The sequence below is a fragment of the Serratia sp. L9 genome (genome assembly GCF_050632285.1).
GTDB lineage: Bacteria > Pseudomonadota > Gammaproteobacteria > Enterobacterales > Enterobacteriaceae > Chania.
Genome location: NZ_CP192591.1, coordinates 3,492,905 through 3,517,792, shown reverse-complemented (window position 1 = coordinate 3,517,792; position 24,888 = coordinate 3,492,905). Strand labels below are relative to the sequence as shown.

General features: G+C 56.6%; 15 protein-coding genes and 5 pseudogenes. 4 read left to right on the top strand and 16 right to left on the bottom strand.

Features of this window, described 5'->3' with window-relative positions; genetic code table 11:
• Positions 1 to 2: 2 nt before the first annotated feature.
• The 3 genes and pseudogenes from astD to ACQ86O_RS16600 form a co-directional block, all read right to left on the bottom strand.
• Positions 3 to 1,473 (bottom strand): annotated as a pseudogene (gene astD, locus ACQ86O_RS16610) (succinylglutamate-semialdehyde dehydrogenase).
• Positions 1,473 to 2,507, bottom strand: coding sequence for an arginine N-succinyltransferase (astA, locus tag ACQ86O_RS16605; RefSeq protein ID WP_431225753.1), 1,035 nt, complete (start codon positions 2,505 to 2,507; stop codon positions 1,473 to 1,475). The pseudogene astD and the gene astA overlap by 1 nt, the downstream one beginning before the upstream one ends.
• 50 nt (positions 2,508 to 2,557) lie before the next feature.
• A complete protein-coding gene (locus ACQ86O_RS16600) occupies positions 2,558 to 3,772 on the bottom strand; it encodes an aspartate aminotransferase family protein (RefSeq protein WP_431222022.1) in 1,215 nt (404 codons plus the stop codon).
• Positions 3,773 to 4,416: 644 nt separating this feature from the next.
• Here ACQ86O_RS16600 and ACQ86O_RS16595 point away from each other — a divergent pair.
• Positions 4,417 to 5,391, top strand: a complete 975-nt coding sequence (locus tag ACQ86O_RS16595; RefSeq protein WP_431222021.1) for an alpha/beta hydrolase — start codon at positions 4,417 to 4,419, stop codon at positions 5,389 to 5,391.
• Between the two features lie 8 nt (positions 5,392 to 5,399).
• Here ACQ86O_RS16595 and ACQ86O_RS16590 read toward each other — a convergent pair.
• A pseudogene (locus tag ACQ86O_RS16590) lies at positions 5,400 to 6,816 on the bottom strand (PLP-dependent aminotransferase family protein).
• A 143-nt stretch (positions 6,817 to 6,959) separates the two neighbouring features.
• Here ACQ86O_RS16590 and ACQ86O_RS16585 point away from each other — a divergent pair.
• The 3 genes and pseudogenes from ACQ86O_RS16585 (at position 6,960) to ACQ86O_RS16575 (ending at position 9,527) form a co-directional block, all read left to right on the top strand.
• Positions 6,960 to 8,360, top strand: a complete 1,401-nt coding sequence (locus ACQ86O_RS16585; protein ID WP_431222020.1) for a cytochrome ubiquinol oxidase subunit I — start codon at positions 6,960 to 6,962, stop codon at positions 8,358 to 8,360.
• Positions 8,361 to 8,362: 2 nt separating this feature from the next.
• Positions 8,363 to 9,369 (top strand): annotated as a pseudogene (gene cydB, locus ACQ86O_RS16580) (cytochrome d ubiquinol oxidase subunit II).
• A gap of 14 nt (positions 9,370 to 9,383) precedes the next feature.
• On the top strand, positions 9,384 to 9,527 hold the full coding sequence (locus ACQ86O_RS16575; protein WP_431222019.1) for a DUF2474 domain-containing protein: 144 nt from the start codon (positions 9,384 to 9,386) through the stop codon (positions 9,525 to 9,527).
• Positions 9,528 to 9,560: 33 nt separating this feature from the next.
• On the opposite strand, the gene ACQ86O_RS16570 is transcribed toward ACQ86O_RS16575, so the two are convergent.
• The 12 genes and pseudogenes from ACQ86O_RS16570 to ACQ86O_RS16515 form a co-directional block, all read right to left on the bottom strand.
• The gene (locus tag ACQ86O_RS16570) at positions 9,561 to 10,649 is read right to left on the bottom strand and encodes a fatty acid desaturase family protein (RefSeq protein WP_431225752.1); all 1,089 of its coding nucleotides are present in this window, start codon (positions 10,647 to 10,649) and stop codon (positions 9,561 to 9,563) included.
• Positions 10,650 to 10,651: 2 nt separating this feature from the next.
• Complete coding sequence (locus ACQ86O_RS16565; protein WP_431222018.1) at positions 10,652 to 11,746, bottom strand: fatty acid desaturase family protein; 1,095 nt, start codon at positions 11,744 to 11,746, stop codon at positions 10,652 to 10,654.
• Complete coding sequence (locus ACQ86O_RS16560) at positions 11,739 to 12,857, bottom strand: sterol desaturase family protein (RefSeq protein WP_431222017.1); 1,119 nt, start codon at positions 12,855 to 12,857, stop codon at positions 11,739 to 11,741. Before ACQ86O_RS16560 ends, ACQ86O_RS16565 begins: the two co-directional genes overlap by 8 nt.
• Positions 12,854 to 13,471, bottom strand: coding sequence for a phosphatase PAP2 family protein (locus ACQ86O_RS16555; RefSeq protein ID WP_431222016.1), 618 nt, complete (start codon positions 13,469 to 13,471; stop codon positions 12,854 to 12,856). Before ACQ86O_RS16555 ends, ACQ86O_RS16560 begins: the two co-directional genes overlap by 4 nt.
• Positions 13,468 to 14,754 carry a F390 synthetase-related protein gene (locus ACQ86O_RS16550; protein ID WP_431222015.1) on the bottom strand — a complete coding sequence of 429 codons (1,287 nt, stop codon included), beginning with the start codon at positions 14,752 to 14,754 and terminating at the stop codon, positions 13,468 to 13,470. The genes ACQ86O_RS16555 and ACQ86O_RS16550 overlap by 4 nt, the downstream gene beginning before the upstream one ends.
• Positions 14,751 to 15,557 (bottom strand): MBL fold metallo-hydrolase, encoded by an 807-nt coding sequence (locus ACQ86O_RS16545; RefSeq protein ID WP_431222014.1) that lies wholly within the window; start codon positions 15,555 to 15,557, stop codon positions 14,751 to 14,753. Before ACQ86O_RS16545 ends, ACQ86O_RS16550 begins: the two co-directional genes overlap by 4 nt.
• On the bottom strand, positions 15,550 to 16,566 hold the full coding sequence (locus ACQ86O_RS16540; protein WP_431222013.1) for an NAD-dependent epimerase/dehydratase family protein: 1,017 nt from the start codon (positions 16,564 to 16,566) through the stop codon (positions 15,550 to 15,552). Before ACQ86O_RS16540 ends, ACQ86O_RS16545 begins: the two co-directional genes overlap by 8 nt.
• Positions 16,563 to 17,561 (bottom strand): 3-oxoacyl-[acyl-carrier-protein] synthase III C-terminal domain-containing protein, encoded by a 999-nt coding sequence (locus ACQ86O_RS16535; protein ID WP_431222012.1) that lies wholly within the window; start codon positions 17,559 to 17,561, stop codon positions 16,563 to 16,565. Before ACQ86O_RS16535 ends, ACQ86O_RS16540 begins: the two co-directional genes overlap by 4 nt.
• 364 nt (positions 17,562 to 17,925) lie before the next feature.
• Positions 17,926 to 18,601 (bottom strand): annotated as a pseudogene (gene narI, locus ACQ86O_RS16530) (respiratory nitrate reductase subunit gamma).
• Between the two features lie 2 nt (positions 18,602 to 18,603).
• Positions 18,604 to 19,326, bottom strand: coding sequence for a nitrate reductase molybdenum cofactor assembly chaperone (gene narJ, locus ACQ86O_RS16525; RefSeq protein WP_431222011.1), 723 nt, complete (start codon positions 19,324 to 19,326; stop codon positions 18,604 to 18,606).
• Positions 19,323 to 20,867, bottom strand: a complete 1,545-nt coding sequence (gene narH, locus ACQ86O_RS16520) for a nitrate reductase subunit beta (protein WP_431222010.1) — start codon at positions 20,865 to 20,867, stop codon at positions 19,323 to 19,325. Before narH ends, narJ begins: the two co-directional genes overlap by 4 nt.
• Positions 20,864 to 24,624, bottom strand: a pseudogene (locus ACQ86O_RS16515) (nitrate reductase subunit alpha). Before ACQ86O_RS16515 ends, narH begins: the two are co-directional and overlap by 4 nt.
• Positions 24,625 to 24,888 lie beyond the last annotated feature (264 nt).

Sequence of the window (24,888 nt, the reverse complement as noted above, 5' to 3'; positions counted from 1 at the left end):
GCTCAATTAAACGACAGGCCAGGCGATAGGTTAGCTGGCAATGTCAGGCTGGCGCTTTCCAGCGAAGCCATCGGCCATGCGCAATAATCCGCCGCATAGTAAGCGCTTGGCCGGTGGTTGCCAGAAGCCCCCACACCACCAAAGGTGCCGCGCTGGAAGCGCCGGTCAAGGGTTTGTTCCAGTTGACGATACCGGCGCGTGCTTCCAGCAACAGCTGTTCGAACTGCGTCCGGTGCGGGGAGACCAGCCCAACGGACAAGCCATAGCGCGTGTCATTGGCGATACGCAGCGCCTGAGCAAAATCGTCGTAGCGGATGATGGTAGTCAACGGGCCAAAATACTCTTCGTCCGGCACGTCTGCCACGCCGGTCACATCGAGAATGCCAGGGCTCAATAATGCGCTGCCACTCTCAAGCTGTTTCATGGTGAGCAGAGACTTAGCCCCTAATGCCAACAGATGGTGCTGAGCCGCCAACATTTTTTCCGCCGCCGCAGAGGAGATCACCCCGCCCATAAACGGCTGCGGCTCCGCATCCCAACGGCCAACACGCAGCCCATCAGCCACCTGGACCAGACGTTCAATAAACATGTCACCTTCTGCCCCGCGCTTCACCAGAATACGGCGTGAGCAGGTGCAACGCTGCCCGGCAGAGATAAACGCCGATTGGATTGCCAGATTCACCGCCGCATCCAGGTCCTCTATCTGTTCAACAATCAGGGCATTGTTACCGCCCATCTCCAGCGCCAGGATCTTTTCTGGCTGGCCAGCCAGTTGGCGGTGCAACTGATAGCCAGTCCCGGCGCTGCCGGTAAACAGCAGCCCATCAATATCAGCACTGGCCGCCAACGCCTCTCCGGTGTCACGCCCCCTTGAACCAGGTTGATGACCCCGTCAGGCAAACCGGCCTGCTGCCACAGCTTCAAGGTCATTTCCGCCGTTAAAGGTGTCAGTTCGCTAGGTTTGAATACCAGACAATTCCCCGCCAGTAACGCCGGCACGATATGGCCATTAGGCAGATGCCCGGGGAAGTTATAAGGGCCAAATACCGCCAGCACGCCATGTGGCCGGTGGCGCAGCACCGAAACACCGTCGGCCATCGCGGTTTCTGTCACCCCGGTACGCGCCTGATAGGCTTGCAGCGAAATACCCACTTTGCCGATCATCGCCTGCACTTCGGTCAAGGTTTCCCAGCGGGGTTTACTGGTTTCGCGGCTGATGGTCTCGGCCAGAGATTGTTTGTGCTCTTCCAATAACGCGGCAAAACGCTTTACCCGTTGTTCACGCTGTTCAAACGGCATACGTGCCCAGGCAGGGAAAGCCCCGCGCGCTGCCGCACAGGCCGCCGCCACGTCGATATGATTGGCCGCATTGGCCTGCCACAGCGGTTGGTTATCCACCGGATCGGTTTTGCTGAACTCTGCGCCCTGGCCTGCCAGCCAGACGCCGTTAATTAACAATGCAGGATGCGACATTACACTTTCTCCTGAGCAATAAGCTTGATTACCCGCACCGGGCAACCCTGTTCGACGCCCAGCGCCGCTGCCGTTTCGGCATTAATCCGCAGCCGGTCGTCATGCAGTTCGGCATGCACCAGCAGTGCGCGATAATGCTGATAGTTATCGTTAGCCACCAGGTAGGCTGGCCCAGTGGTGTTCACCATCGTATCGTCCAGCACCACCTTCACCAGTTTGCTGCGTTTGACCGCACGGATTTCGTCGATCTCCGCCTCCAGCGTCGGGCCACCGTCAAAGATGTCGACATAGCCCTGATAGCGCAGCCCTTCAGATTCCAGCACCTTACGCGCCGGTGCGGTCTGCGGGTGAACTTCGCCGATCACCTTCTGGGCATCTTCGGCAAGGAAATCGACATACAGCGGGTGCTTGGGCATCAGCTCAGCGATAAAGGCCTTTTGTCCGGTGCCGCTGAGATAGTCCGCCTTGGCGAACTCGATAGAAAAGAAGTGGCGGCCAACGCTTTCCCAGAAGGGGGAGCGCCCTTCCTCATCGGAAAATCCACGCATTTCTGCGATCACTTTGCGGGAGAAATGCTGGCGAAACGCCGCCATAAACAGAAAACGCACCTTCGACAACAATTTGCCGTTCTCGCCATAACGATAGTCAGGGTCAAGGAACAGCGTACACAGCTCCGAATGCCCGGTATGATCGTTGCTTAAAAACAGCGTTGGCACCGATTTGTAGACGTTAAGCTGCTTTGAAGCATGAACCTGGGTGCCAACCCGGAAGCTGTACCAGGGTTCGGTCAGTCCAACGGCGACTTCGATTGCGCTTACGCCAACCACCTGCTGGCGCTCGGTATCCTCCATGACAAATAAATAGCACTGATCGCTTTTCGGCAGTTCGCCTTGCCAGGTTTTTAACGCCCGCTCAATGCGTGCCGACAAGGTGTCTTCATTTTGCGGCAAGGAAGTGAGACCGATACCGGATTTACCGGCGAGCGTCAGCAAGTCAGCCAAGTCACGACGCTCTATAGGGCGGATAATAATCATAATGCGAACCTCGAAAGTCATCGGCTGCGCACCGGGCGCAGCCGCCTTGATTAGCTACAAATCCGCGCTACAGCACGCGCAAAACGCGCCAGCCCTTCTTTCACATCCTGTTCTGGGATGATCAATGAAGGCGTGAAGCGCACCACATCCGGGCCAGCGATCAGGGCAATCACCCCCTCCTCGTTGGCCAGTTGGGTAATTTGCTTGGCCTTACCCGCAAAATCCTTGTTCAAGACGCAACCAATCAACAGCCCCGCCCCGCGTATCTCACTGAATATCGGGTACTGCTGGTTGATTTTATTCAGCCCGTCGATAAACCACTGATGGCGCAGTTTCACGCCATCCAGCACCTCTGGGGTGTTGATCAGCGAGAACACCGCGGCGGCAACCGCCGTCGCCAGCGGGTTGCCGCCGTAGGTCGTGCCATGGGTGCCAACGCCCAGGGTTTTCGCCAGTTTGTCGGTGGTGATCATCGCGCCGATTGGGAAACCGCCACCCAGCGCTTTGGCCGTGGTCAACACGTCCGGCAATACGCCATAACTCATATAGGAATAAAGGTGGCCGGTGCGGCCCACACCGGTTTGCACTTCATCAAAGATCAGCAGCGCACCATGGCGATCGCACAGTTCACGCAGCCCTTGCAGGAACTGCCGGTCAGCAGGCAAGACGCCGCCTTCACCCTGGATGGGCTCAACGATCACCGCACAGGTGCGTTCGTTGATCGCTTCTGCCGCTGCCGCCAGATCGTTAAACGGTGAATGGGTTATGCCACCAGGCAGTGGGGCAAAATCTTGCGAATACTTTGGCTGGCCACCGGCCGAAACGGTAAACAGGGTGCGGCCATGGAAGGCGTTATTGAACGCCACGATCTGGTTCTTTTCGCTGCCGCTGTTATCCAGTGCGTACTTGCGTGCCAGTTTCAGTGCCGCTTCGTTGGCTTCCGCACCGGAGTTACAGAAAAAGACCTTGTCGGCAAAGGTGGCGTCAATCAGCTGTTTTGCCAGGCGTAACACCGGTTCGTTGGTGTAACCATTGCCCAAATGCCAGAGTTTGCCTGCCTGGTCGATCAAAGCGGCTTTCACCTGCGGGTGGGCATGGCCCAATGCATTGACGGCAATCCCCCCGGCGAAATCGATATAGGATTTGCCCTGCTGATCCCAGACCTGTGAACCTTCTCCCCGCACCAGAATAAAATCAGCAGGGGCGTAAACCGGGATCATCCAGTCATCGAAAGACTGGCGGGTAACTGCGATTGGCTGTTCCATATTGACCTCATAACGTCAGCAAAAGCTGAATTTTGGCTGTAAGGGCCGTTCTGGCGCCGCAAGTTATGCTCAAGGCAAAAAAACCGTCTTATATCGAGCGTTTCCTGACCGACGATAATTCTCCTTACCGCCGCTTATTCAGAAACAATCCTGTTACATAAAATCGGTATTTCGCTATATATGCCGCATTTGCAGCCCCTAAACGGGGAGTAAATGTTAATGAGTAGTTAAAATACATGCCATTTGATAATTAGTGTAGAGCAGTTAGCATGCCAGATCGGGGGATTTAGCGGATTTGGTGATTTTTTTCGTTAAAACAAGGAGTTATAATGCATAAATATTCAATAATTATGCATTGGTAATGAATAATTGAAAAAATAGGGCCTGAAATCATCATCAGCCTCGAAATCCTATTCAATCGCAAAATTCTTCTGATTTTCTGATCCCGCTCTCATAAATAATTTGCTCAGTTCTGCTGCGCAAGCCACTTTTGCACCACGATCGCGCATCCCATGCACCAAATTCAGGCATTGCCGAAGCGTTACGCGTTTTATCGCTCTGTGACGCACAAAGGCGCAGGCATTGACTACAATGTTTATGGCTTTCCCCTTCACCCCCGATTTTCCAACGCTAAGGATCTCCGTATGTCCAAAAAAACCTTTGATCCCACCAAGACGGCGGCGGAACAAGGCGTTGCCAGCTTTCTGCAAGCATTGAACGCCAGCGGTGGCAAACCCCTGGAGCAGATGAAACCGAAGGAGGCTCGCAAAGTACTGGAGTCGGCGCAGCGCAGCGTGGAAGTATTGCTGCATGACGTTGAGATTGAAGAGAAAACCATTCATGTCGCAGACCAGGATATCCTGCTGCACATCGTACGCCCGCCGCGAGTTAAAGGTAAATTACCGGCGTTTATGTTCTTCCACGGGGGAGGCTGGGTGTTAGGCGACTTCCCAACCCACGAAAGGTTGGTGCGCGATCTGGTCTACAGCTCCGGTGCCGCGGCGGTATTTGTCAATTACACCCCGTCGCCAGAGGCACATTACCCTGTGGCTATCCAGCAAGCCTATGCCGCAACAGAATGGGTGGCGGAATACGGTGAAAAGATCAACGTTGATGGTACGCGCCTGGCGGTGGTAGGCAACAGCGTTGGCGGAAATATGGCCGCGGTGGTCAGCCTGATGGCGAAAGAGAAAGTGATGCCCGCCCTGCGCTGCCAGATCCTGTTATGGCCGGTGACCCACGCCAGTTTTGATACCGAGTCATATCATCAGTTTGCCGAAGGCCATTTTCTGACGCGCAATATGATGAAATGGTTCTGGGATAACTACACCACCGATAAGGCCCAGCGCAAAGAGATCACGGCTTCCCCGCTCAATGCCACCTTGGAGCAGTTACGGGGATTACCCGCTGCGCTGATACAAACCGCCGAGCTGGACGTACTGCGCGACGAAGGCGAGGCCTACGCCCGGCTACTGAATGCAGCCGGGGTAGAGGTGACGGTAACGCGCTACAACGGCCTGATACACGATTATGGCCTGTTGAATCCACTCGCCAAAGTGCCGGCGGTGCATTCTGCCATTCATCAGGCCGGGCGGGCACTGAAACATTATCTTGCCTAGCCCGTAGTTCAATCTGCCGCTGGCAGGTCGCCGATCAACTTAGCCAAGGTCTGGATGGCGGCTTCAAACCTGTCGCTCCACTCAAAAGAAGCATTCAGGCGGAAACAGTGATTGAAATGGTTGCCGGTGGTAAACATCCGCCCCGGCGCAATACTGATGCCCTTTGCCAGCGCACGCTGGTAGAGCTCCATCGAAGACTGCCCCACCTCCAGCTCCAGCCACAGGAAATAACCGCCGTCCGGCTGGCTGACTTTTATCGTTGGCGGGAAGTGATGGGCGATCGCCTGGCGCATAGCGCTCTGCCGTTGGGCCAACAGACGCCGCAGGCGGCGCAAGTGTGTATCGTAACCGCCATGCAGCAGATAATCGGCAATCGCCATCTGGGTTGGCACACAGGTCGACACCGTACTCATTAACTGTAAACGCTGGATCTGTGGAGCATAGCGCCCGGCAGCCACCCAACCAACACGGAACCCCGGAGCCAGGCATTTTGAGAACGACGAGCAGTGCAGGATATCCCCCCTGGTCCAGGGCCTTGGCAGGCAGTGGCCGCTCGGCGCTGAAATAGAGCTCACCATAAACATCATCCTCAAGTAATGAGATCTGGCGCTCACGCAGCATGGTCACCAGCCGTTTTTTATTCTCGTCCGGCATGGTTGCCCCTTGCGGGTTCTGGAAATGGGTCATCAGCCAGCAAGCCTTGATCGGATACTGTTCCAAAGCCTGCTGTAATGAATCCAGATCGATCCCCTGCTGCGGATGAGTGGCAATCGCCACGGCTTTCAACCGCAACCGCTCCAACGCCTGCAATGCGCCATAAAATGCCGGGGATTCAATGGCCACATAATCCCCTGGCTGGGTCACCGCTTGCAGGCTGAGGCTCAGCGACTCCATCGCACCGGCGGTGATCACAATTTCATCCGGCGCTACCTGCATGCCGCTCAGGGCGTAACGCTGGGCAATATGGCGGCGCAAGGCGTCGTTGCCCGGCGGCAGGTTGGCGAGGGAACTGTGCGGGGTGAATTTACGTGCCACGCTGCTCAACGCCCGGGCCAACTTCGGCTGCATAAATAAAGTGGCGTCCGGAAAGGCCGATCCAAAAGGCACAATCGACGGATCCTTACAGGCTTGCAGCACATCAAAAATAAAGGCGTTGATGTCCACCTGTTCGCTCAGCAGCAGCTTTTCGCCCCGCATTGGCTGCGGCAGAGCCTGTGAGCGAGCCGCGACATAATAGCCAGACTGGGGGCGTGCCACGATCCATCCCTGGCTTTCCAGTAACTGGTAAGACTGTACCACCGTCATCAGGCTCAGCCCGGCGCGCTTACCGCTTTCCCGCAGCGAAGGCAGCTTGTCGCCGGCACGCCACACCCGGTTCTGGATCTGTTCGCGGATCTGCTGCGCGAGTTGTTCATATCTGGTCATACAAATCCAACTGTTATAGTTAAAAGTAAAATAACTGTCACTATTATAGTTAACGGACTTCGTGCTCTACTTACCACAACTTTTTAATAAGAAAGCCATTGCTATACTAAGAGGTCAATTTATGTACATCTCAAGGAGGCGTCATGTTGGGTCTTGATGCGTTGGAGCTCGCCCGGATTCAGTTTGCCTTCACCGTTTCCTTTCATATTATCTTTCCTGCCATCACCATCGGCCTGGCCAGTTATCTGGCGGTGCTTGAGGGGTTATGGCTGAAGACAGGCAACCAGGTCTACCGGGATCTGTACCACTTCTGGTCGAAAATCTTTGCCGTCAACTTCGGTATGGGCGTGGTTTCCGGCCTGGTGATGGCCTATCAGTTCGGCACCAACTGGAGTTTCTTCTCCGAGTTTGCCGGCAGTATCACCGGCCCATTGCTGACCTACGAGGTGTTGACCGCTTTCTTCCTGGAGGCGGGCTTCCTGGGCGTGATGCTGTTCGGTTGGAACCGTGTCGGCCCCGGCCTGCACTTCTTTGCCACCTGCATGGTAGCACTCGGCACGCTGATTTCCACCTTCTGGATCCTGGCTTCCAACAGTTGGATGCAGACCCCACAAGGCCATGAGATCATCAACGGCGTGGTGGTGCCAGTGGACTGGTTCAACGTCATTTTCAACCCGTCATTCCCTTACCGCCTGCTGCATATGACCACCGCCGCGTTCCTGTCATCGGCCTTCTTTGTCGGTGCTTCTGCCGCCTGGCACCTGCTGCGTGGCCGGGATACGCCAGCCATGCGCAAGATGCTGTCGATGGCCCTGTGGATGGCCCTGCTGGTGGCGCCGATCCAGGCGCTGATCGGCGACGCGCACGGCCTGAATACGCTCAGATACCAACCGGCAAAAATCGCCGCCATTGAGGGCCATTGGGAAAACCTACCGGGAGAAGCCACCCCGCTGATCCTGTTCGGCTGGCCGGATATGGAGCGTGAAGAGACCCGCTTCAAGCTGGAAATCCCTTATCTGGGTAGCCTGATCCTTACCCATAGCCTCACCGAGCAGGTTCCGGCACTTAAATCCTTCCCACCGGAAGACCGGCCCAACTCCACGGTGGTGTTCTGGTCGTTCCGCATTATGGTGGCGTTGGGGATGCTGATGATCCTGGCTGGCGTCTGGAGCCTGTGGCTGCGCTGGCGCGGTGGGCTCTATCAGTCCAGACCTTTCCTGCACTTCATTTTATGGATGGGGCCATCTGGGCTGATCGCCTTGCTGGCAGGTTGGTTTACCACCGAAATCGGCCGCCAGCCCTGGGTGGTTTACGGGCTACAGCGCACTAAAGATGCAGTTTCCGCCCATGGCGACATGCATATGAGCATCAGCCTGCTGGCCTTTATTGTCGTCTACTGCTCGGTGTTTGGCGTGGGTTACTCCTACATGATGCGGCTGATCCGCAAAGGCCCGCAGGCCCATGAAGGCGAACAGCCCAGCGGCCACGGCACCCCGGCCCGCCCGCTTTCCGCGGTTCACGAAACGTTGGATGACAGGAGCTGAACATGGGTATCGATCTTCCGTTGATCTGGTTTGTGATCATAGTGTTCAGCACCATGATGTACGTGGTGATGGACGGTTTTGATTTGGGTATCGGCATTCTGTTCCCTTGGGTGAAAGGCAGCCGCGACCGCGACGTAATGATGAATACCGTGGCACCGGTCTGGGACGGCAACGAAACCTGGCTGGTGCTGGGGGCGCAGCGCTGTTCGGCGCCTTCCCGCTGGCCTATGCCGTGATCCTGGATGCCCTGGCCATTCCGCTGACCCTGATGCTGTTTGGTCTGATTTTCCGTGGTGTGGCCTTTGAGTTCCGCTTCAAGGCCAAAGAAGAAAAACGCCATATCTGGGATAAAGCCTTTATCTGGGGCTCGGTTTTCGCCACTTTCTGCCAGGGCGTGGTGGTCGGGGCGATAATCAACGGTTTCCCGGTGGAAGGCAGAGCCTTTGTTGGCGGTGCACTGGATTGGCTGGCTCCTTTCCCACTGTTTTGTGGCTTGGGCCTGGTGGTGACCTATGCGCTGCTCGGCTGTACCTGGTTGGTAATGAAAACCGCCGGCGATCTGCAAGCCAGGATGTATCGCCTGACCTGCCCGTTGCTGGTCAGCCTGTTACTGATCCTGTTGGTGGTCAGCATCTGGACGCCAATCGCTCACCCAGAAATTGCCGCCCGCTGGTTCAGCCTGCCAAACCTGTTCTGGTTGCTGCCGGTGCCGGTACTGGTGCTGATTAGCGCCTGGGGGATCTGGCGAGGCGTGCGCCACAACGCCCATTACTCGCCTTTCCTGCTGACGCTGTTGCTGGTGTTCCTTGGCCTGAGCGGCCTGGGGATCAGTATCTGGCCGTTGTTGATACCGCCTGCCATTACCCTGTGGCAAGCAGCAGCGCCGTTACAGAGCCTGGGCTTTATGCTGGTGGGCGCACTGTTTATTATCCCGATTATTCTGGTCTACACCTTCTGGAGCTACTACGTATTCCGCGGCAAGGTGAGCCATGACGATGGGTATCACTGATGATGGAAAAGACGATGAATGAGAAAACTTCAACGATTCCCTGGTGGAAACGGGTCGGCTGGCTGGTGGTCATCTGGAGTGCCAGCGTGCTGGGGCTGTTTTTGGTCGCCTCGCTGTTCCGCCTGCTGATGGGGGCAGCGGGTATGAAACCTGAATAATCCAGCCTTGGGGCCTGGCAGAGTGCCTGGCCCTTATTGTTTGCCCATCGAACCGAGAAAACGCTGTTGCATGCTCAATAACGTTTTCAGACTCAGACACTGATAATCCAGACCATGCTCGGCGGCCACCTTGGCAATGATCTTCGCCAACGCGGGATAATGCCGATGGCTCCAATGAGGAAACAGATGGTGGGTCAGGTGCAGGTTAGCGCCCCCCAGCCAATAGCCCAGCCAGCGCGGCGTAGCCAGCCAGTCAAAGGTGGTGGCGAAAACGTGCTGATACCAACCGTGCGCCATCCTCCCCTGTTGCGGAACCTGGAAGAAATTGGCCTTCGCCCAATGAGTGCCGACAATCAGCATCACAAAAACCAGAGAGGACAACATCTGGCTTAGCAGATAGGTCAGTCCTATCGCCGTGGGGCTGACCGTGGGCGGCATGAGCCACAGCGGGATCGCCAGCGCCAGCGTAAAATGAGCCAGCTTGCTCGCCAGGAAAATTCCCCAGCCTTTCGCCCCGTGAAACTTCATCTTGGGCGTCATGCGCGTTTTTCCACTGCGATCCAACCAGTCAAACAGCCAGATGTAATACGGGAAGGTCAACGCCGCCACTATCGGCCAGTAATATTGCTGCAAGCGCATAAAGCCTTTGCGGTGCTGGAACGGAGTTTGGCGCAACACGCCGTTAGGTTCAATGTCCGGATCGTAACCTTCGATATTATTATATGCGTGGTGGAAAATGACATGGCGCACGCGCCAGCAGTCGGCATCCAGCCCTAAAGGTATACTGACGAAAAAGTTAAGCCCGTGGTTTAGCCGCGCACGCTTGAAGAAGGCATTGTGCGACGCATCGTGCACCACGTTTACCGTCAGCATCATGGCAGAAAAAATAAAGCCGACGTAACAGCCGAAATAGGCCCAGGGGTTTTGCTGCTGCAGGCTCAAACCATAGAAAACGGCACACAGCAGGAGCAGCGCTATCACCTTGGCAAACATCCCGCCGTCGGCAAAACGGTGGTCGCCACGCGCGGTCAGATAATCCTGACTGGCGCGCAGTAACGCCTGATGGATTTCCCCCTTCTCCCGCTGGAACACCAAGGGCCGCAGCGGCGTGGTATCTGGCATCTTCATTGCGGGGGCTGCCCCATAGTGCGTAAAAAACGCTGCTGTTGATTTAACAGTTCGCGATAACCAATACAGCGGTAATCCATCCCGTGGCGTGTAGCGATCTCTGCCAGCATGGTGGCCAACGCCGGGTAATGGCGGTGGTTCCAGCCGGGGAACAGATGATGAGTGAGATGGTAATTCAAACCGCCGGTCAGGTGTTGCAACCATTTCGGTGCGGTTTCCCAGTCGCAGGCGGTAGCAAAATTGTGCCGATACCAGCCCTGTGGCATCTTGCCGCCCTCCGGCACTGCGTAAAACTCGGCCTGCGCCCAATGCGTGCCCAGCAGTAAAAACACCACCAACAGCGAGGCCAGCATCTGGCTCAGCAGGTAGGCGATCAGCACCGTCGGCCAGCCAATACCGTTTTGCTGGCAGACGAACAGCGGGATCGCCAGCACGACCAGCAGGTGGCAGATCTTGCTGGCAACAAACACCGCCCAGCCCTTGCGCCCGGCCAGCACCGCTTCGGCAGCCAGCGGGGTTTTCCCCAGACGATCGGACCAATCGAACACCAGCGCAATATACGGCAGAGACAAGGCGGCGATCAGCGGCCAGTAAAGGTGTTGATAACGCATATGCTTGCGCCAGCGCTGGAAAGGGGTCTGGCGGAAAAAGCCGTTCTCTTCGGTATCCAGATCGTAATGCTCGACGTTGGCATACACATGGTGATAGCTCACATGCCGCGTACGCCAGTAATCCGGGTCAACCCCCAGCGGGATAGTCACCAGCCGCCCCGCCAGGCGGTTCACCCAAGGGGTACGGGCGAAAGCGTTATGCGACGCGTCGTGGTTGACATTCACGTTCAGCAACATGCCCATCATGACAAAGGCAAAATAGCACAGCATAAAAGCCAGGGCTTGTTGCTGTGCCAGGCTGAGCAGGTAAAAGCCCACGCACAGCAACAGCAGAACGATGGCTTTGGCCCAGCGGGCCGCATCGGCAAAGCGATGATCACCGCGGCCACTTAAATAAGCATGCGCCCGGCGTTTCAGTTCCAGATGAAATGCCTGCTCCCCATCTGCAGGGTAAGATAATGGCGGCAGCAGATTAGCCATGCACTGCTTCCTTCCGGCGGCCCCAACCGGCAGCAACGGCACAACCGTGCAGTGCAATCGCGCAGGCCATCAGCCACCAATAGGGCTGATGCCAACCCAGCGCAACCAGCAACAGCAAAGGAAACGCTAACGCCACCAGCAGCCAGACGCCCACGCCCCAGTTGCGCCCTTCGGCAATGCCCCCTAGCGCCATCGCCCCGGTTGCCAGCAGCATAAACAGCGCCGCCTGATCGCCTGTCAGGCCATTATAACCGTAGCCAAACCGGTAAACGTAGCCCAGGACCAGGGCAAACAGCAGCAACGCGCCGCTTACCAGGCATCCCGCAGAACAGCGGAAACCGGCGGCGTTGGCGGAAGGCCGGAAAGGCAGCTTGAAATAACGCAGAAACGGCAGGTTGCTGGCCCAGAATGGGTTAACCGAGGATTTATCGCCGCGCACGCCATAGGTGAAGGGCCCGCTCGGCAACGAGGGGCCGAATGTGCCAAACAGCTTGTCCCAAAAGATAAAGCTGCCGCCGAAATTACGGTTGGAATAGGCCAGATCGTTGACGTGATGCACCCGGTGATGGGCCGGTGTTACCAGGATAGACTCCAGAAAACCGAGTTTGGGCGTCAGCGCATTGTGGTTGAACAACTGAATGCTGTAATGCAGGATCGAAACGGTGATAAACACCGAGAGCGGCACACCGGCCAGCGCCAGCAGCATAAAGAACGGGATCGAGGTCAGCGAGGAATACCACGAGTTGCGTACCCCCAATGACAGGTTGAAATGCTCGCCCTGATGATGCACCACATGCACCGCCCACAGCAGGCGGAAACGGTGATGCAACCGGTGGAGCCAGTAAAAACCGAAATCCCACGCCAGCAGGGCAAACAGCCACACCAGCGCAACCGGCCAACTGTCCAGCCAGCCCTGGTTATAATGCGTGGCCACATAGCCATAACAGGCAATCTCCAGGCCACGGAACAACCACAGCATGATATGCCCGGAGTTGAGGTTGAAGACAACATCATGCCAGTCGATACTGCCCTTGTTACGCCGCTGGAGCCACAGCGCCTCCCCCAGCACCACGCACAGCATAAATACTATCGGTATCACGAGGTCTGTCATTGTCTCTCTCCCTGACGCACACCACTGGCAATCCATTGAATACGCTGGCAGGCATATCCTACCATCACTGCCAACGCCGCCCCACTGAGCAAATCCACCAAAAGATGACGACGCAATTGCAGGATAGAAAAGGCAATCCCCAGCCCCCAGGCTACCAGCAATACACTACGCAGTTTGTTTCGGCTATCCGCCGCAGCCCACACCGCCAGCACCGTTAAGGCTATATGCAATGAAGGCAGACAGTTTTGTTTTGAATCAACCTTGATCAACGCTGCCAGCAGGCTAGAGCTCAGCGAGTTGGCCTGATCGAGCGGATAAGCAATGGTCGTCGGCCACAGCAGATAAATCACCCCCGCCACCAGCGCAGCGAGCTGCATGGAACTTCGGAGCCACTTGATGCGGTTTAACGGACAAATCAGATAGCACAAAGGAATAATAAGAAAGAACGACAGATACAACCAGACCGCATGTGGGCTGAACGGGATCGCCCGATCGATCCAGCTAGGGGTCAGTTGATACCCCGCCCCCTGCCAGCGGTCGCTGCTGTTGTAAACCAGGCCGACAAACCCCCAGCCCAACAGCATCTGCCATAAACGGTACGTCACGGCCATCATGCCACCTCCGGCACGCGAACAATGCGCCTGCGCTTGGCATCAAACTGCGGCAAAATGGCCTGCACCTGTAGCTGCCATTCAAGCTGCTGCGTGGCGATACCCTGCTGTTCAAACAACGCAAGCAGTTGCTGCTGGCAGTTCACCAACGCCTCCAAGCGGCAATTGGCCAGCAGTTGCAGCCGCTGGCTCCCCTGCTGAGTCAGCCGATACTCCGCCACCGCTGGCAGCGCGTTGGCAATCACCCGGCGGCACGAATCGGCAAACACCCGCTGCGCCACGCCATTTAGCCCCGGCAAAAGCAGTTGATCGTCACTGCGCCCCTCGATGCGCTCCAGAGCCATGGTCGCCTGCCCGCAAGGGCAAGGTTGCGCACGCCGAACCAAAATGTCATCCAGGCGATAACGCACGATCGGCTGGGTACAGCGGGTAAAATCGGTGATCAGCGGGGTAAAGCGCTGCTGATCGATCCACTGCGGCTCGACATGAATAAACTCTTCGTTCAGATGCAGGGTGCCGTGGCTGCAGGTCGCGGCCAGGAAACCTTCGGTGGCCTGATAAACCTCCCCGACCTGGTTGAACACCCGCATCAACAATTGGCGATCCTGCGGCTCCAGCACTTCGGCTACCGAAATAACCTTCTTGACCCGCAATTGCAGATTGCCCCGTTCTATTTCGCTGGCCAAGGCACACAACACCTGGGCTGGTGCCACCACAATGCTGGGTTGGTCCCGCTCAATCTGCTGCAAATGCCCGGCAAAGGGCGCAAACAGATCGTAAAACGCCAGACTCAGCCAACGATTGTTGACGCTGTGGTAAAGATTGTTATCCGCCCGCAAAAACAGCGCCACTTTCTCACCGGCGAAGGCCCCTTGCGGCAGCATTTTCGCCAACATGCCGCCAGCCCAAATCTGCTGCTCCTGCGGACTGACCACAAATACGCCGCGCCGCCCGGAGGTGCCGGTCGACAAACCAACGCTATACTTGCCCACTTTAGGGGTGAAATCACGGTCGGTTTCACTGCGTTGCGCACAGGCCAGCAGTTCCTCCAGCCGTAATCCGGCCGTATTCATACGATCGAAATGGGTCATCATGACGGCTTTATCCATCTGCGGCCATTCGGCTATCGGCAGTGAATGGAAAGGCTGGAAGTATGGGCTTTTCACCAGCACCCGGCGGGCAAAGCGCTTCAGTTGACGGGCCTGGTAAGCCTCCAACTGCGTGCGTTGCGTAAAGCGTAGCCGCCGCGCACGCAGGTAGTGCCACAAGGTCATCAACGGGATCATAAATCCCCCTCATGGCACAGGAGGATTTCCGCCGCACCGCCAAGGTAGAGCTGATTAAGTGCTGCGAGGGTGTGATAATAACTGCGCGGGTTATCCATAATCAGGTTTGCCAACCGTGAAGGGCCACGCAGTTGCTGATAGTTCAGCGGTGACCAGGCAGCATCGCTTGCCAACAGCGTCCAGCCGCTCTCGGTGTGAACAAAGGCACCGAGATGCCCGGCAGCATGGCCTGGCAGTGGTACGATAACAATCTGCCCGGCGCTGCCCGGCAGCGCATAGCCCTGTTGGAAGGGGGCCAGCTCTGCGGGCAGGCTCTGGATCGGGAATGCCTCAGCAAACTGCAACGAGGATTCAAAATCCTCTGGAATCAACCCTGGCACGAACGCCCGTTTCAAGGCAGCCATTCCGCGCAGTTCGCGGGTCTGTTGCCAGCCCACGCCGGAACAAATCATCTTGAGACGGCTGAAATCACGCAGGCCAGCAATATGATCGGCATGAAAATGCGAAATTATCACCGCCTCAATTTCGCCAGGGCTGATGCCCAAACTGCGCAGTTGCTCAAACAGCGCCTGCTGCGGGCTGAAATAGACTGGCGTGACCTGGCGATATAAACGGAAAATCCCCTTGGCGGTGTAATGTTCGAAATGGCTGGCATAGCCGGTATCCCACAGCCAGCGGCGCTCACCCACTTCCAGCAGATAGGCCCTGGAGGGGAATTTGCAGTTGCGCATGGCCGAACCACGCAGCGCCATACAGCCTAAATGGGTGCAATAACCGATCTCAAACGTGGTGATGTTAGCCATCTGCCGCCATTCCCTGCTGTTTTAGCCATTCCGCCGTCAGTTCAATCCCCTGTTCCAGACTGTAACGCGGTCGGTAGCCCAACTGCTCAATGGCATGAGTGTTATCCAGGGTCATGTCAAAATAGGCCGTCGCCACGCTATAACGCGTCAGCATCGGCTCTTTGTTGGTGAATTGCGATAATAGTTCCATCGCGCCCGCCACGGTGAACAACAAGGGATAAGGTACCGACTTCACTCGATATTGCCAGCCAAGCTGCCGGTGAAGTAGCTGATGCAGCATATCAACCAGCCGTTGTGGCTGCTGATTAGTGATATTAAAGATAGCGCCGGAAGGCAAATGTGGCTTGCTGCTGGCCAGCTCCATCGCATGCACCACATTGAGCACAAACGTCAGATCCAGATAGGCTGAACCGCCACCAGGCAAGCGCAGCACGCCGTTATCCCGTTGTAGCTGTGCCAGGATCCTGGGGAGGATCACCCGATCGTGCGGACCGAACAGGCCACGAGGCCGTAGGATCAGGTAGGTGGTTTGCGGGTATCGGTGCAACAGCCCGGCGATACTCTGCTCGGCAGCAAATTTGCTGGCGGCATAATGGTTGGCAAACCGCAGAGAGAATTCACTCTCCGTCAGCCGGTGATGGTGCTTGAAATCGAAATAGATCGCTGGCGTCGAGATATGAATAAAACGCCTCACCCCGCAACGCCCTGCGGCTTTGGCCAGCTTTTCGGTGACATAAGCGTTGGTTTGATAAAATTCCTGACGATTGCCCCAAGGAGAGGATTTGGCAGCACAGTGCCAGACAATCTCATACCCCGCCATCAGGCGATCGCACTGTTCCGCACCGGCGCGGGTCAGATCCAGCGCGGTAAAGGTTGCCCCTTGCGCGGCCAGCAGACGCCCGACGGCCTCGTCGCGCCCGGTAGCATGCACCTGATGCCCGGCAGCCAGCAGCCATTCGGCAGCATTGCGCCCTAACCCACTGGTGGCTCCTGTTACCAGTACCTTCATGGCAGCAGCACCATGCCACCCAGGGTGAGCCCGGCGGCGGTGCCAATCAGCATCACCGGCCGTCCGGCATTCAGCCTGCCAGTGATGGCCGCTTCGTGCAGAGCCGAAGGGATCGACGCCGCGACCTGGTTACCCCGGTAACGATAGATATCAACCAAAGCCTCTGGCGTCACATGCAGCCGCTTGCGCATATGTTCCAAAGAGAGGTGGCTGGCTTGATGCGGCACCACGGTGGCGATCTGGGCCAACGTCAGCCCGGCGGCAGCCAGCAGGCGCTCAAGGTAGCGTTCTATCAATGCCGAAGCCTGACGGAACAGTTGCTTGCCCTTCATATGGAATAGAAAATCGCTGTCATTCATCCCGGCTCGCGGGTTGCAACGCGTGCCACCTGCACGGATTTCACACAGATCACTGCCCTCCGGGTAGGTTTCCATCAGGTAGGACAAAATGCCGCTGCGCCCGTCACCGCGTTCAACAATAGCGCAGGCGGCGCCATCACCAAAAATCAGCGATGACTCTTCGTCTTGCCAATCGATACCGCGCGAAGCAATATCGGCGGAAACAATGGCTATGCGCCGGTAAACGCCGGTATTAAGCAATCCTGCCGCCACTTGCAGGGCGGAGATAAAACTGACGCAACTGGTGTTGATATCAAAGCTGGCAATCCCCTGCCGCAGCCCCGCCTGCTTGAGTATATGCGCGCCGCTGAATGGCAGCGCCTGCACGGCAATCGCCGAGGCTGAGATAAGCAGATCGATGGAATCGCGAGGGATGGCATGGCGAGCCAGTGCATCATCCAGGGCGGCTACCGCCAGTTCGGCCTGGCTGGCATCATTGCTGGCGTGAAAACGATGGATAATGCCCGAGCGTTGCTCGACATAACCAGTCGGCTTATTCAACTGCCGATCCAGTCGCGAAGATTCGATGCACTGAGAGGGTAGCGCTGCGCCGGTGGCAATAATCTTAATTGGCACTACGCAGTAGGGGGCTTTCAATGGTCATTATCGTTGTTCAGTCTGCTTGTCCATAATTCAGTTAGCTGATAGTCACGCTTATACCCGTCGCCTTTCATGCTGCAGTCGGGTTACCGGCACCAGATGCAGCGTGAAATTCATAGGGTATAGTTAATGACATCAACTCCGCTATATTCAGCCAATCCCTTGTTTATAATCAGCTTTGACCCCATTCACCTAGCTAAACCGGTAAGCCATGCCAGTTACTGAGCACTACAGCGTAAATCAACGTCGAACAGAGATCCATCGTAACTAAACGAGAAGTTCTGAATTTATCGCAGAATAACCTGAAAGAGAGGAAAAGCGGCAACACCCTTAAGGCATTGCCGCGGGTTAACCCGGGGAATTAACGGCGGTTACGCACCAGTTGGTAGCGGCGGGTCAGGTATTCCACCGGCACGCTCCAGATATGCACCAGACGGCAGAACGGGAACAACACAAACAGTGTCATACCGAGCACGATATGAATTTTAAAGATGAGAGCGACACCTTCCAGATGCTGCGCCGCACCGGCATGGAAAGTCACCACCGCTTGCGCCCAGGCAACCAGTTTCATCATTTCACTGCCGTCCATATGCTGGGCAGAGAATGGAATGGTCAACAGCCCCAGACATACCTGGATCACCAGCAACGTCAGGATCAGGATATCACCTGCGCTACTGGTGGCGCGGATGCGCGGATTTGTCAAACGGCGTTTCAACAGCAGCACGCCACCGATCAGCATCATCACGCCACAGGCCCCCCGGCAAACATCGCCATTTTCTGTTTCACTTCAATCGGCAGGAAAGATTCATACATCCAGTGGGGGGTCAGCATGCCGAGGAAGTGCCCGGCAAAAATGCCCAGAATGCCGATATGGAACAGGTTGGACGCCAGACGCATGCCCTTTTTATCCAGCATCTGGCTGGAACCGGCACGCCAGGTGTATTGGCCGTAATCATAACGTATCCAACTGCCAATCAGGAAAATCGCCCCAGCGATATAGGGATAGATATCGAAGAAAAAAGCGTCAAAAATTGCATGATTAGCGTCCTTTAATTCCCATGGTGGCCTGCGCCACATCCAGATACTGTGGCGCTACCGCACCTGCGAAGCGCCGCTGGTGAGCGGCCTGCTGGGCCGAAGCGCAACCCTGCTCGCCCAGGAACTTGACCTGCTCTTCCTCCCAAACCGCATCCAGCGCCTGCGGCGTATCATCCCTGGCCTCGCCGGCTACCTGCTCCTCCAGGCTGGTGCTTTTGACCTCGGTGCCGGACAGCGCCAGCAACAGATCAAACAGTACGGCATACGGGCTTTGGCGCTGATGCAAACGGGCACCGAGCAACGCCAGGATAGGCGCAATATCCTGTAACCCACCGCGTGCGTCTTCTTTGTTACGGCTGGCCAGATACTCCAGATACAGCGGCAGAAAATCTGGCAGTTCACGGCTATCGATCTCCAATCCTGCCTGGCGGTATTGATCCATCAGATCAACCATCGCCTGACCACGATCGCGGGATTCCCCATGAACATGCTCAAACAGCAGCAATGAGGTAGCGCGGCCACGATCGAACAGTTCGCAATACTCGGCCTGCACGTCCAGCAGCGGACGAGCGCAGAAGCGGCGAATAAACAGGATCAGTTGCGCACTGTGATGCAAATCCAGTTCGCTGGCTGGCTCCATAGCCGCTACCAGCTCTTGCTGATGGTCAAACAGCGCCTGTTCCGGATAGTCCAGCAGGCGGGCAATCACTCGCAGGCTGATCATGAGGCATCCTCCTTACGGGGTGTTTTCTGCGTCACATCAATGGCATCGATACGGCGGCTATTAAACAGGTTGAATTTGCTGTCGCTGCCGTGGCAACCGTCACCGAAGCTGAAACCACAGCCTTTGCTTTCCGGGAAGGCTTCACGCGCCAGCTCACGGTGGCTGGAAGGCACCACGAAACGATCTTCGTAGTTGGCAATCGCCAGATAGCGATACATTTCCTGCGCCTGAGCCTCACTCAGCCCGACCTGCTCCAACGCGCTGGTGTCCAGCACGCCGTCAACGGTTTCCGCCCGTTTGTAGTGGCGCATCGCCAACATGCGTTTCAGCGCCAACAGCACCGGTGCGGTGTCGCCAGCAGTCAGCAGGTTTGCCAGATATTGCACCGGGATACGCAGGCTCTCGACATCCGGCAGGACGCCGCTATGAGCCAGTTCGCCTGCATCGGCGGCTGACTGGATCGGTGACAGCGGCGGCACATACCACACCATCGGCAAGGTGCGGTATTCCGGGTGCAGCGGCAGCGCCAGCTTCCAGTCCATCGCCATCTTGTAGACCGGCGATTGTTGCGCGGCCTCGATCACCCCTTGCAGGATGCCATCTTTCAATGCCTGCTCAATCACCGCCGGGTCGTGCGGGTCGAGGAAGATATCCATTTGGCTCTGATAGAGGTCTTTTTCGTTCTCGGTGGCGGCAGCCTGTTCAATGCGATCGGCGTCATACAGCAGCACCCCCAGATAACGGATACGGCCTACACAGGTTTCTGAGCAGACCGTTGGCTGACCGGCTTCAATCCTTGGGTAACAGAAGATGCACTTCTCGGATTTACCGCTCTTCCAGTTGAAGTAGATTTTCTTGTACGGGCAGCCGGTCAGGCACATGCGCCAGCCACGGCACTTATCCTGGTCGATCAGCACAATGCCGTCTTCGCCGCGTTTGTAGATCGCCCCGCTTGGGCAGGTGGCGACACAGGCCGGGTTCAGGCAGTGCTCACACAGGCGCGGCAGGTACATCATGAAGGTGTTTTCGAACTGGCCGTACATCGCCTTTTGCATGTTGTCGAAGTTTTTGTCCTTCGCACGCTTTTCGAACTCACCGCCGAGGATCTCTTCCCAGTTCGGGCCGTTTTCGATCTTCTTCATACGCTGGCCGGTGATCAGCGAACGCGGGCGAGCGATCGGCTGATGTTTGCCCTGCGGTGCCGTATGCAGATTCTGGTAGTCGTAATCGAAGGGTTCGTAGTAATCATCCAGCGCAGGTACGTCCGGGTTAGCAAAAATCTTCGACAGCAGGCCGACACGGTTGCCCATGCGTGGCTCCAGCTTGCCGCTGATTTTGCGTATCCAGCCGCCCTTCCATTTCTCCTGGTCTTCCCAGGCATGGGGATAACCCACCCCCGGCTTGCTTTCCACGTTATTAAACCAGGCGTATTCCATCCCTTCGCGGCTGGTCCAGACGTTCTTACAGGTCACCGAACAGGTATGGCAACCAATGCATTTGTCCAGGTTCAGCACCATGCCAACTTGTGAACGTATTTTCATTTGGCTTTCTCCTGCTGGCTGCCCTGTGCGTAGTCGTTACCTTCACCGTCTAACCAGTCGATATTGTTCATCTTGCGAACCACCACAAACTCATCGCGGTTGGAACCCACGGTGCCGTAATAGTTAAAGCCGTAAGCCAACTGTGCATAACCGCCGATCATATGGGTCGGTTTCGGGCAAACGCGAGTTACCGAGTTATGGATCCCGCCGCGCTGGCTGGTAATCTCCGAACCAGGGATGTTCACGATGCGTTCCTGAGCGTGGTACATCATGGTCATCCCCGCCGGGATACGCTGGCTGACCACCGCACGGGCCGTCAATGCGCCGTTGGCGTTGAAGGCCTCGATCCAGTCGTTGTCCTCAATCCCCAGCTCTTTGGCATCCTCTTCGCTCATCCAGACGATCGGCCCGCCGCGTGACAGGGTCAGCATTAGCAGGTTGTCGCTGTAAGTGGAGTGGATCCCCCACTTCTGATGCGGCGTCAGGAAGTTCAGCGCCTTTTCTTTATTGCCGTTCGGTTTCTGGTTCAGCAACGGCTGCGCGGCACGGGTGTCTATCGGCGGGCGATACACCAGCAGGCTTTCCCCGAAGGCACGCATCCACTCGTGATCCTGATACAGCTGTTGGCGGCCGCTCAGGGTGCGCCAGGGGATCAGCTCATGCACGTTGGTATAACAGGCGTTATAAGATACGTGTTCATCTTCCAGGCCAGACCAGGTCGGGCTGGAGATGATTTTGCGCGGCTGGGCCTGAATATCGCGAAAGCGGATTTTCTCATCTTCCTTGTTCAGCGCCAGATGGCGGTGATCGCGCCCGGTAATTTTGCCCAGCGCCTCCCAGGCCTTAACCGCTACCTGCCCGTTGGTTTCCGGTGCCAGCGACAGGATCACTTCCGCTGCATCAATCGCGCTTTCAATCTTCGGCCGCCCGGCTGCCGGGCCCTCTCCCTTGACGTAGTTCAGTTTCTTCAGGAAATCGACTTCGGTCTGGGTATTCCAGCTAATGCCTTTACCGCCGTTACCCAGCTTGTCCAGCAACGGACCAAGCGAGGTAAAGCGCTCGTAGGTTGCCGGGTAGTCACGTTCAACCACCATAATGTGCGGCGCGGTTTTACCTGGGATCAGCTCACATTCACCTTTCTTCCAGTCCTTCACGCCGTAAGGCTGTGCCAACTCGGCGGCCGAGTCGTGCTGGATCGGCAGCGTTACAACGTCGGTCTCTTGGCCCAGATGGCCCACGCACACTTTGGAGAACGCCTTGGCGATGCCTTTGTAGATCTCCCAGTCACTTTTGGAATCCCAGGCGGGATCGACGGCTGCAGACAGCGGGTGAATAAACGGATGCATATCCGAAGTATTCATATCGTCTTTTTCGTACCAGGTGGCGGTTGGCAACACGATATCGGAGTAAAGACAGGTGCTGGACATACGGAAGTCGAGCGTGACCACCAGATCCAATTTGCCTTCACCGCCGTGATCCTGCCATTCCACTTCCTGGGGTTTTACGCCGCCCTGTTGGCCAAGATCCTGACCTTGAATGCCGTTTTCGGTCCCCAGCAGGTATTTGAGCATGTATTCATGCCCCTTACCGGAGGAGCCCAGCAGGTTGGAACGCCAGACGAACAGGTTACGTGGAAAGTTCTGAGGATTGTCCGGTTGCTCGGCGGCAAACCGGACGTTGCCCTGTTTCAGGCTTTCTACGGTGAAGTCTACCGGCGTCTGACCGGCGGCTTTAGCCTGAGCGGCCAATTGCAGCGGGTTGGTATCCAACTGTGGGGCAGATGGCAGCCAGCCCATACGCTCGGCACGCACGTTCAGATCGATCAGGCTGCCATCAAATTGCTTTTTATCCGCCAGTGGCGACAGCAGCGCTTCGGTACCTACCGTTTCATAGCGCCATTGGCTGGAGTGGTTATAGAAGAACGAGGTGCTGTTCATATGGCGCGCCGGGCGCTGCCAGTCCAGGCCAAAGGCCAATGGCACCCAACCGGTTTGCGGACGCAGTTTTTCCTGGCCGACATAGTGAGCCCAACCGCCGCCACTTTGGCCGACGCAGCCGCAGAACACCAGCATATTGATCAGACCGCGATAGGTCATATCCATGTGATACCAGTGGTTGACACCGGCACCGACGATAATCATCGAACGGCCACGGGTTTTCTCGGCGTTCTCGGCAAACTCACGCGCAATGCGGATGATATTTTGCCGTGACACCCCAGTGATCTGCTCTGCCCAAGCTGGCGTATAGGCTTTGACTTCGTCATAGCTATCGGCGCAGTTGGCGTCATTCAGGCCACGATCCAGGCCATAGTTCGCCAGCGTCAGGTCGTACACGCTGGTTACCAGCGCCTGGCTGCCATCGGCCAATTGCAGGCGTTTTACCGGCAGTTTGTGCAGCAGGATCTCATCCAGTGCCACGCTGTTGAAATGCTCGCTTTCCGCGCCACCAAAGTACGGGAAACCAACCTCGACCACCTCATCATGGCTGCCTAGCAGGCTAAGTTGCAGCTCAACATCCTGCTGGGATTTCCCTTCGCGCTGCTCCAGGTTCCATTTGCCTTTCTCGCCCCAGCGAAAGCCAATAGATCCCTGTGGAGCGACCAGTTCACCGCGGGTCTGATCGAGCGCCACGGTTTTCCACTCAGGGTTGTTTTCCTGCCCGAGATTCTCTACCAGATCGGCAGCACGCAGCATGCGGCCCGCGGCGTAATAGCCCCCTCACGCGGCTCCAGCAATACCAGCATCGGCATATCGGTGTAGCGGCGAACATAATCGCGGAAATAACCCACTTCGCGTTCCAGGTGGAACTCTTTAAGCATCACATGGCCCATCGCCAACGCCATCGCGCTGTCGGTGCCCTGTTTCGGGTTCAGCCACTGATCGCACAGCTTGGCCACTTCCGCATAATCTGGCGTTACCGCCACGGTTTTGGTGCCTTTGTAGCGGACTTCGGTGAAGAAGTGGGCATCCGGGGTACGCGTCTGCGGTACGTTAGATCCCCAGGCAATGATGTAAGAGGAGTTGTACCAATCGGCGGACTCTGGCACATCGGTCTGCTCACCCCAGGTCATCGGCGATGCCGGGGGTAAATCGCAGTACCAGTCATAGAAGCTCAGACAGGTACCCCCGATCAACGACAGGTAACGCGCGCCGGCTGCGTAAGACACCATCGACATGGCCGGGATCGGCGAGAAACCAATAATACGGTCCGGGCCAAAGGTTTTGGCGGTGTAAACGTTGGAAGCGGCAATCAGTTCATTCACTTCCTGCCAGCTTGAGCGCACAAAGCCACCGCGACCACGGGCGACTTTATAGCTTTTTGATTTTTCCGGGTCGGAGATAATGGAGCCCCAGGCATCAACCGGATCGCTGTACAGGGCTTTCGCCTCGCGCCACAGTTTAATCAGGCGTTTACGCATCAGCGGGTATTTCAGGCGGTTGGCACTGTACAGATACCAGGAGTAGCTCGCACCACGCGGGCAGCCACGTGGCTCATGATTTGGCAAATCGGGGCGGGTGCGCGGGTAATCGGTCTGCTGGGTTTCCCAGGTTACCAGGCCGTTTTTCACATAAATCTTCCAGCTGCAGGAGCCGGTGCAGTTAACCCCGTGGGTGGAACGTACCACTTTGTCGTGTTGCCAACGGCTGCGGTAGCCGTCTTCCCAGTCGCGGTTGGTATTTAGCGTCTGACCATGACCGCCAGAGAAAGGTTCTGCCAACTGTTTGAAATAGCGGAACCGATCTAGAAATTTGCTCATCCGGAGTTCTCCTGAAGGCTCTTAGTAAATAGTTGCCAATACCCTATGGATTTCAAGCTGCAGCCAGGCACCCAGCTAGCTCATTCCCAGGCGCTGATTTAAGCCAGTGACTGGGGTGAGTAAGTGCAGGTCACAACGCTGTAGTTTGAAAGACGACGGGTATAGTGACATTGCTCAATCTGCCGCCAAGGCTACTTACACCCTGCTGGCCGTAACTTGATTGCGATCAAGGGAATCAGGGGGTTAAAGCGGGGAATGCGGCTG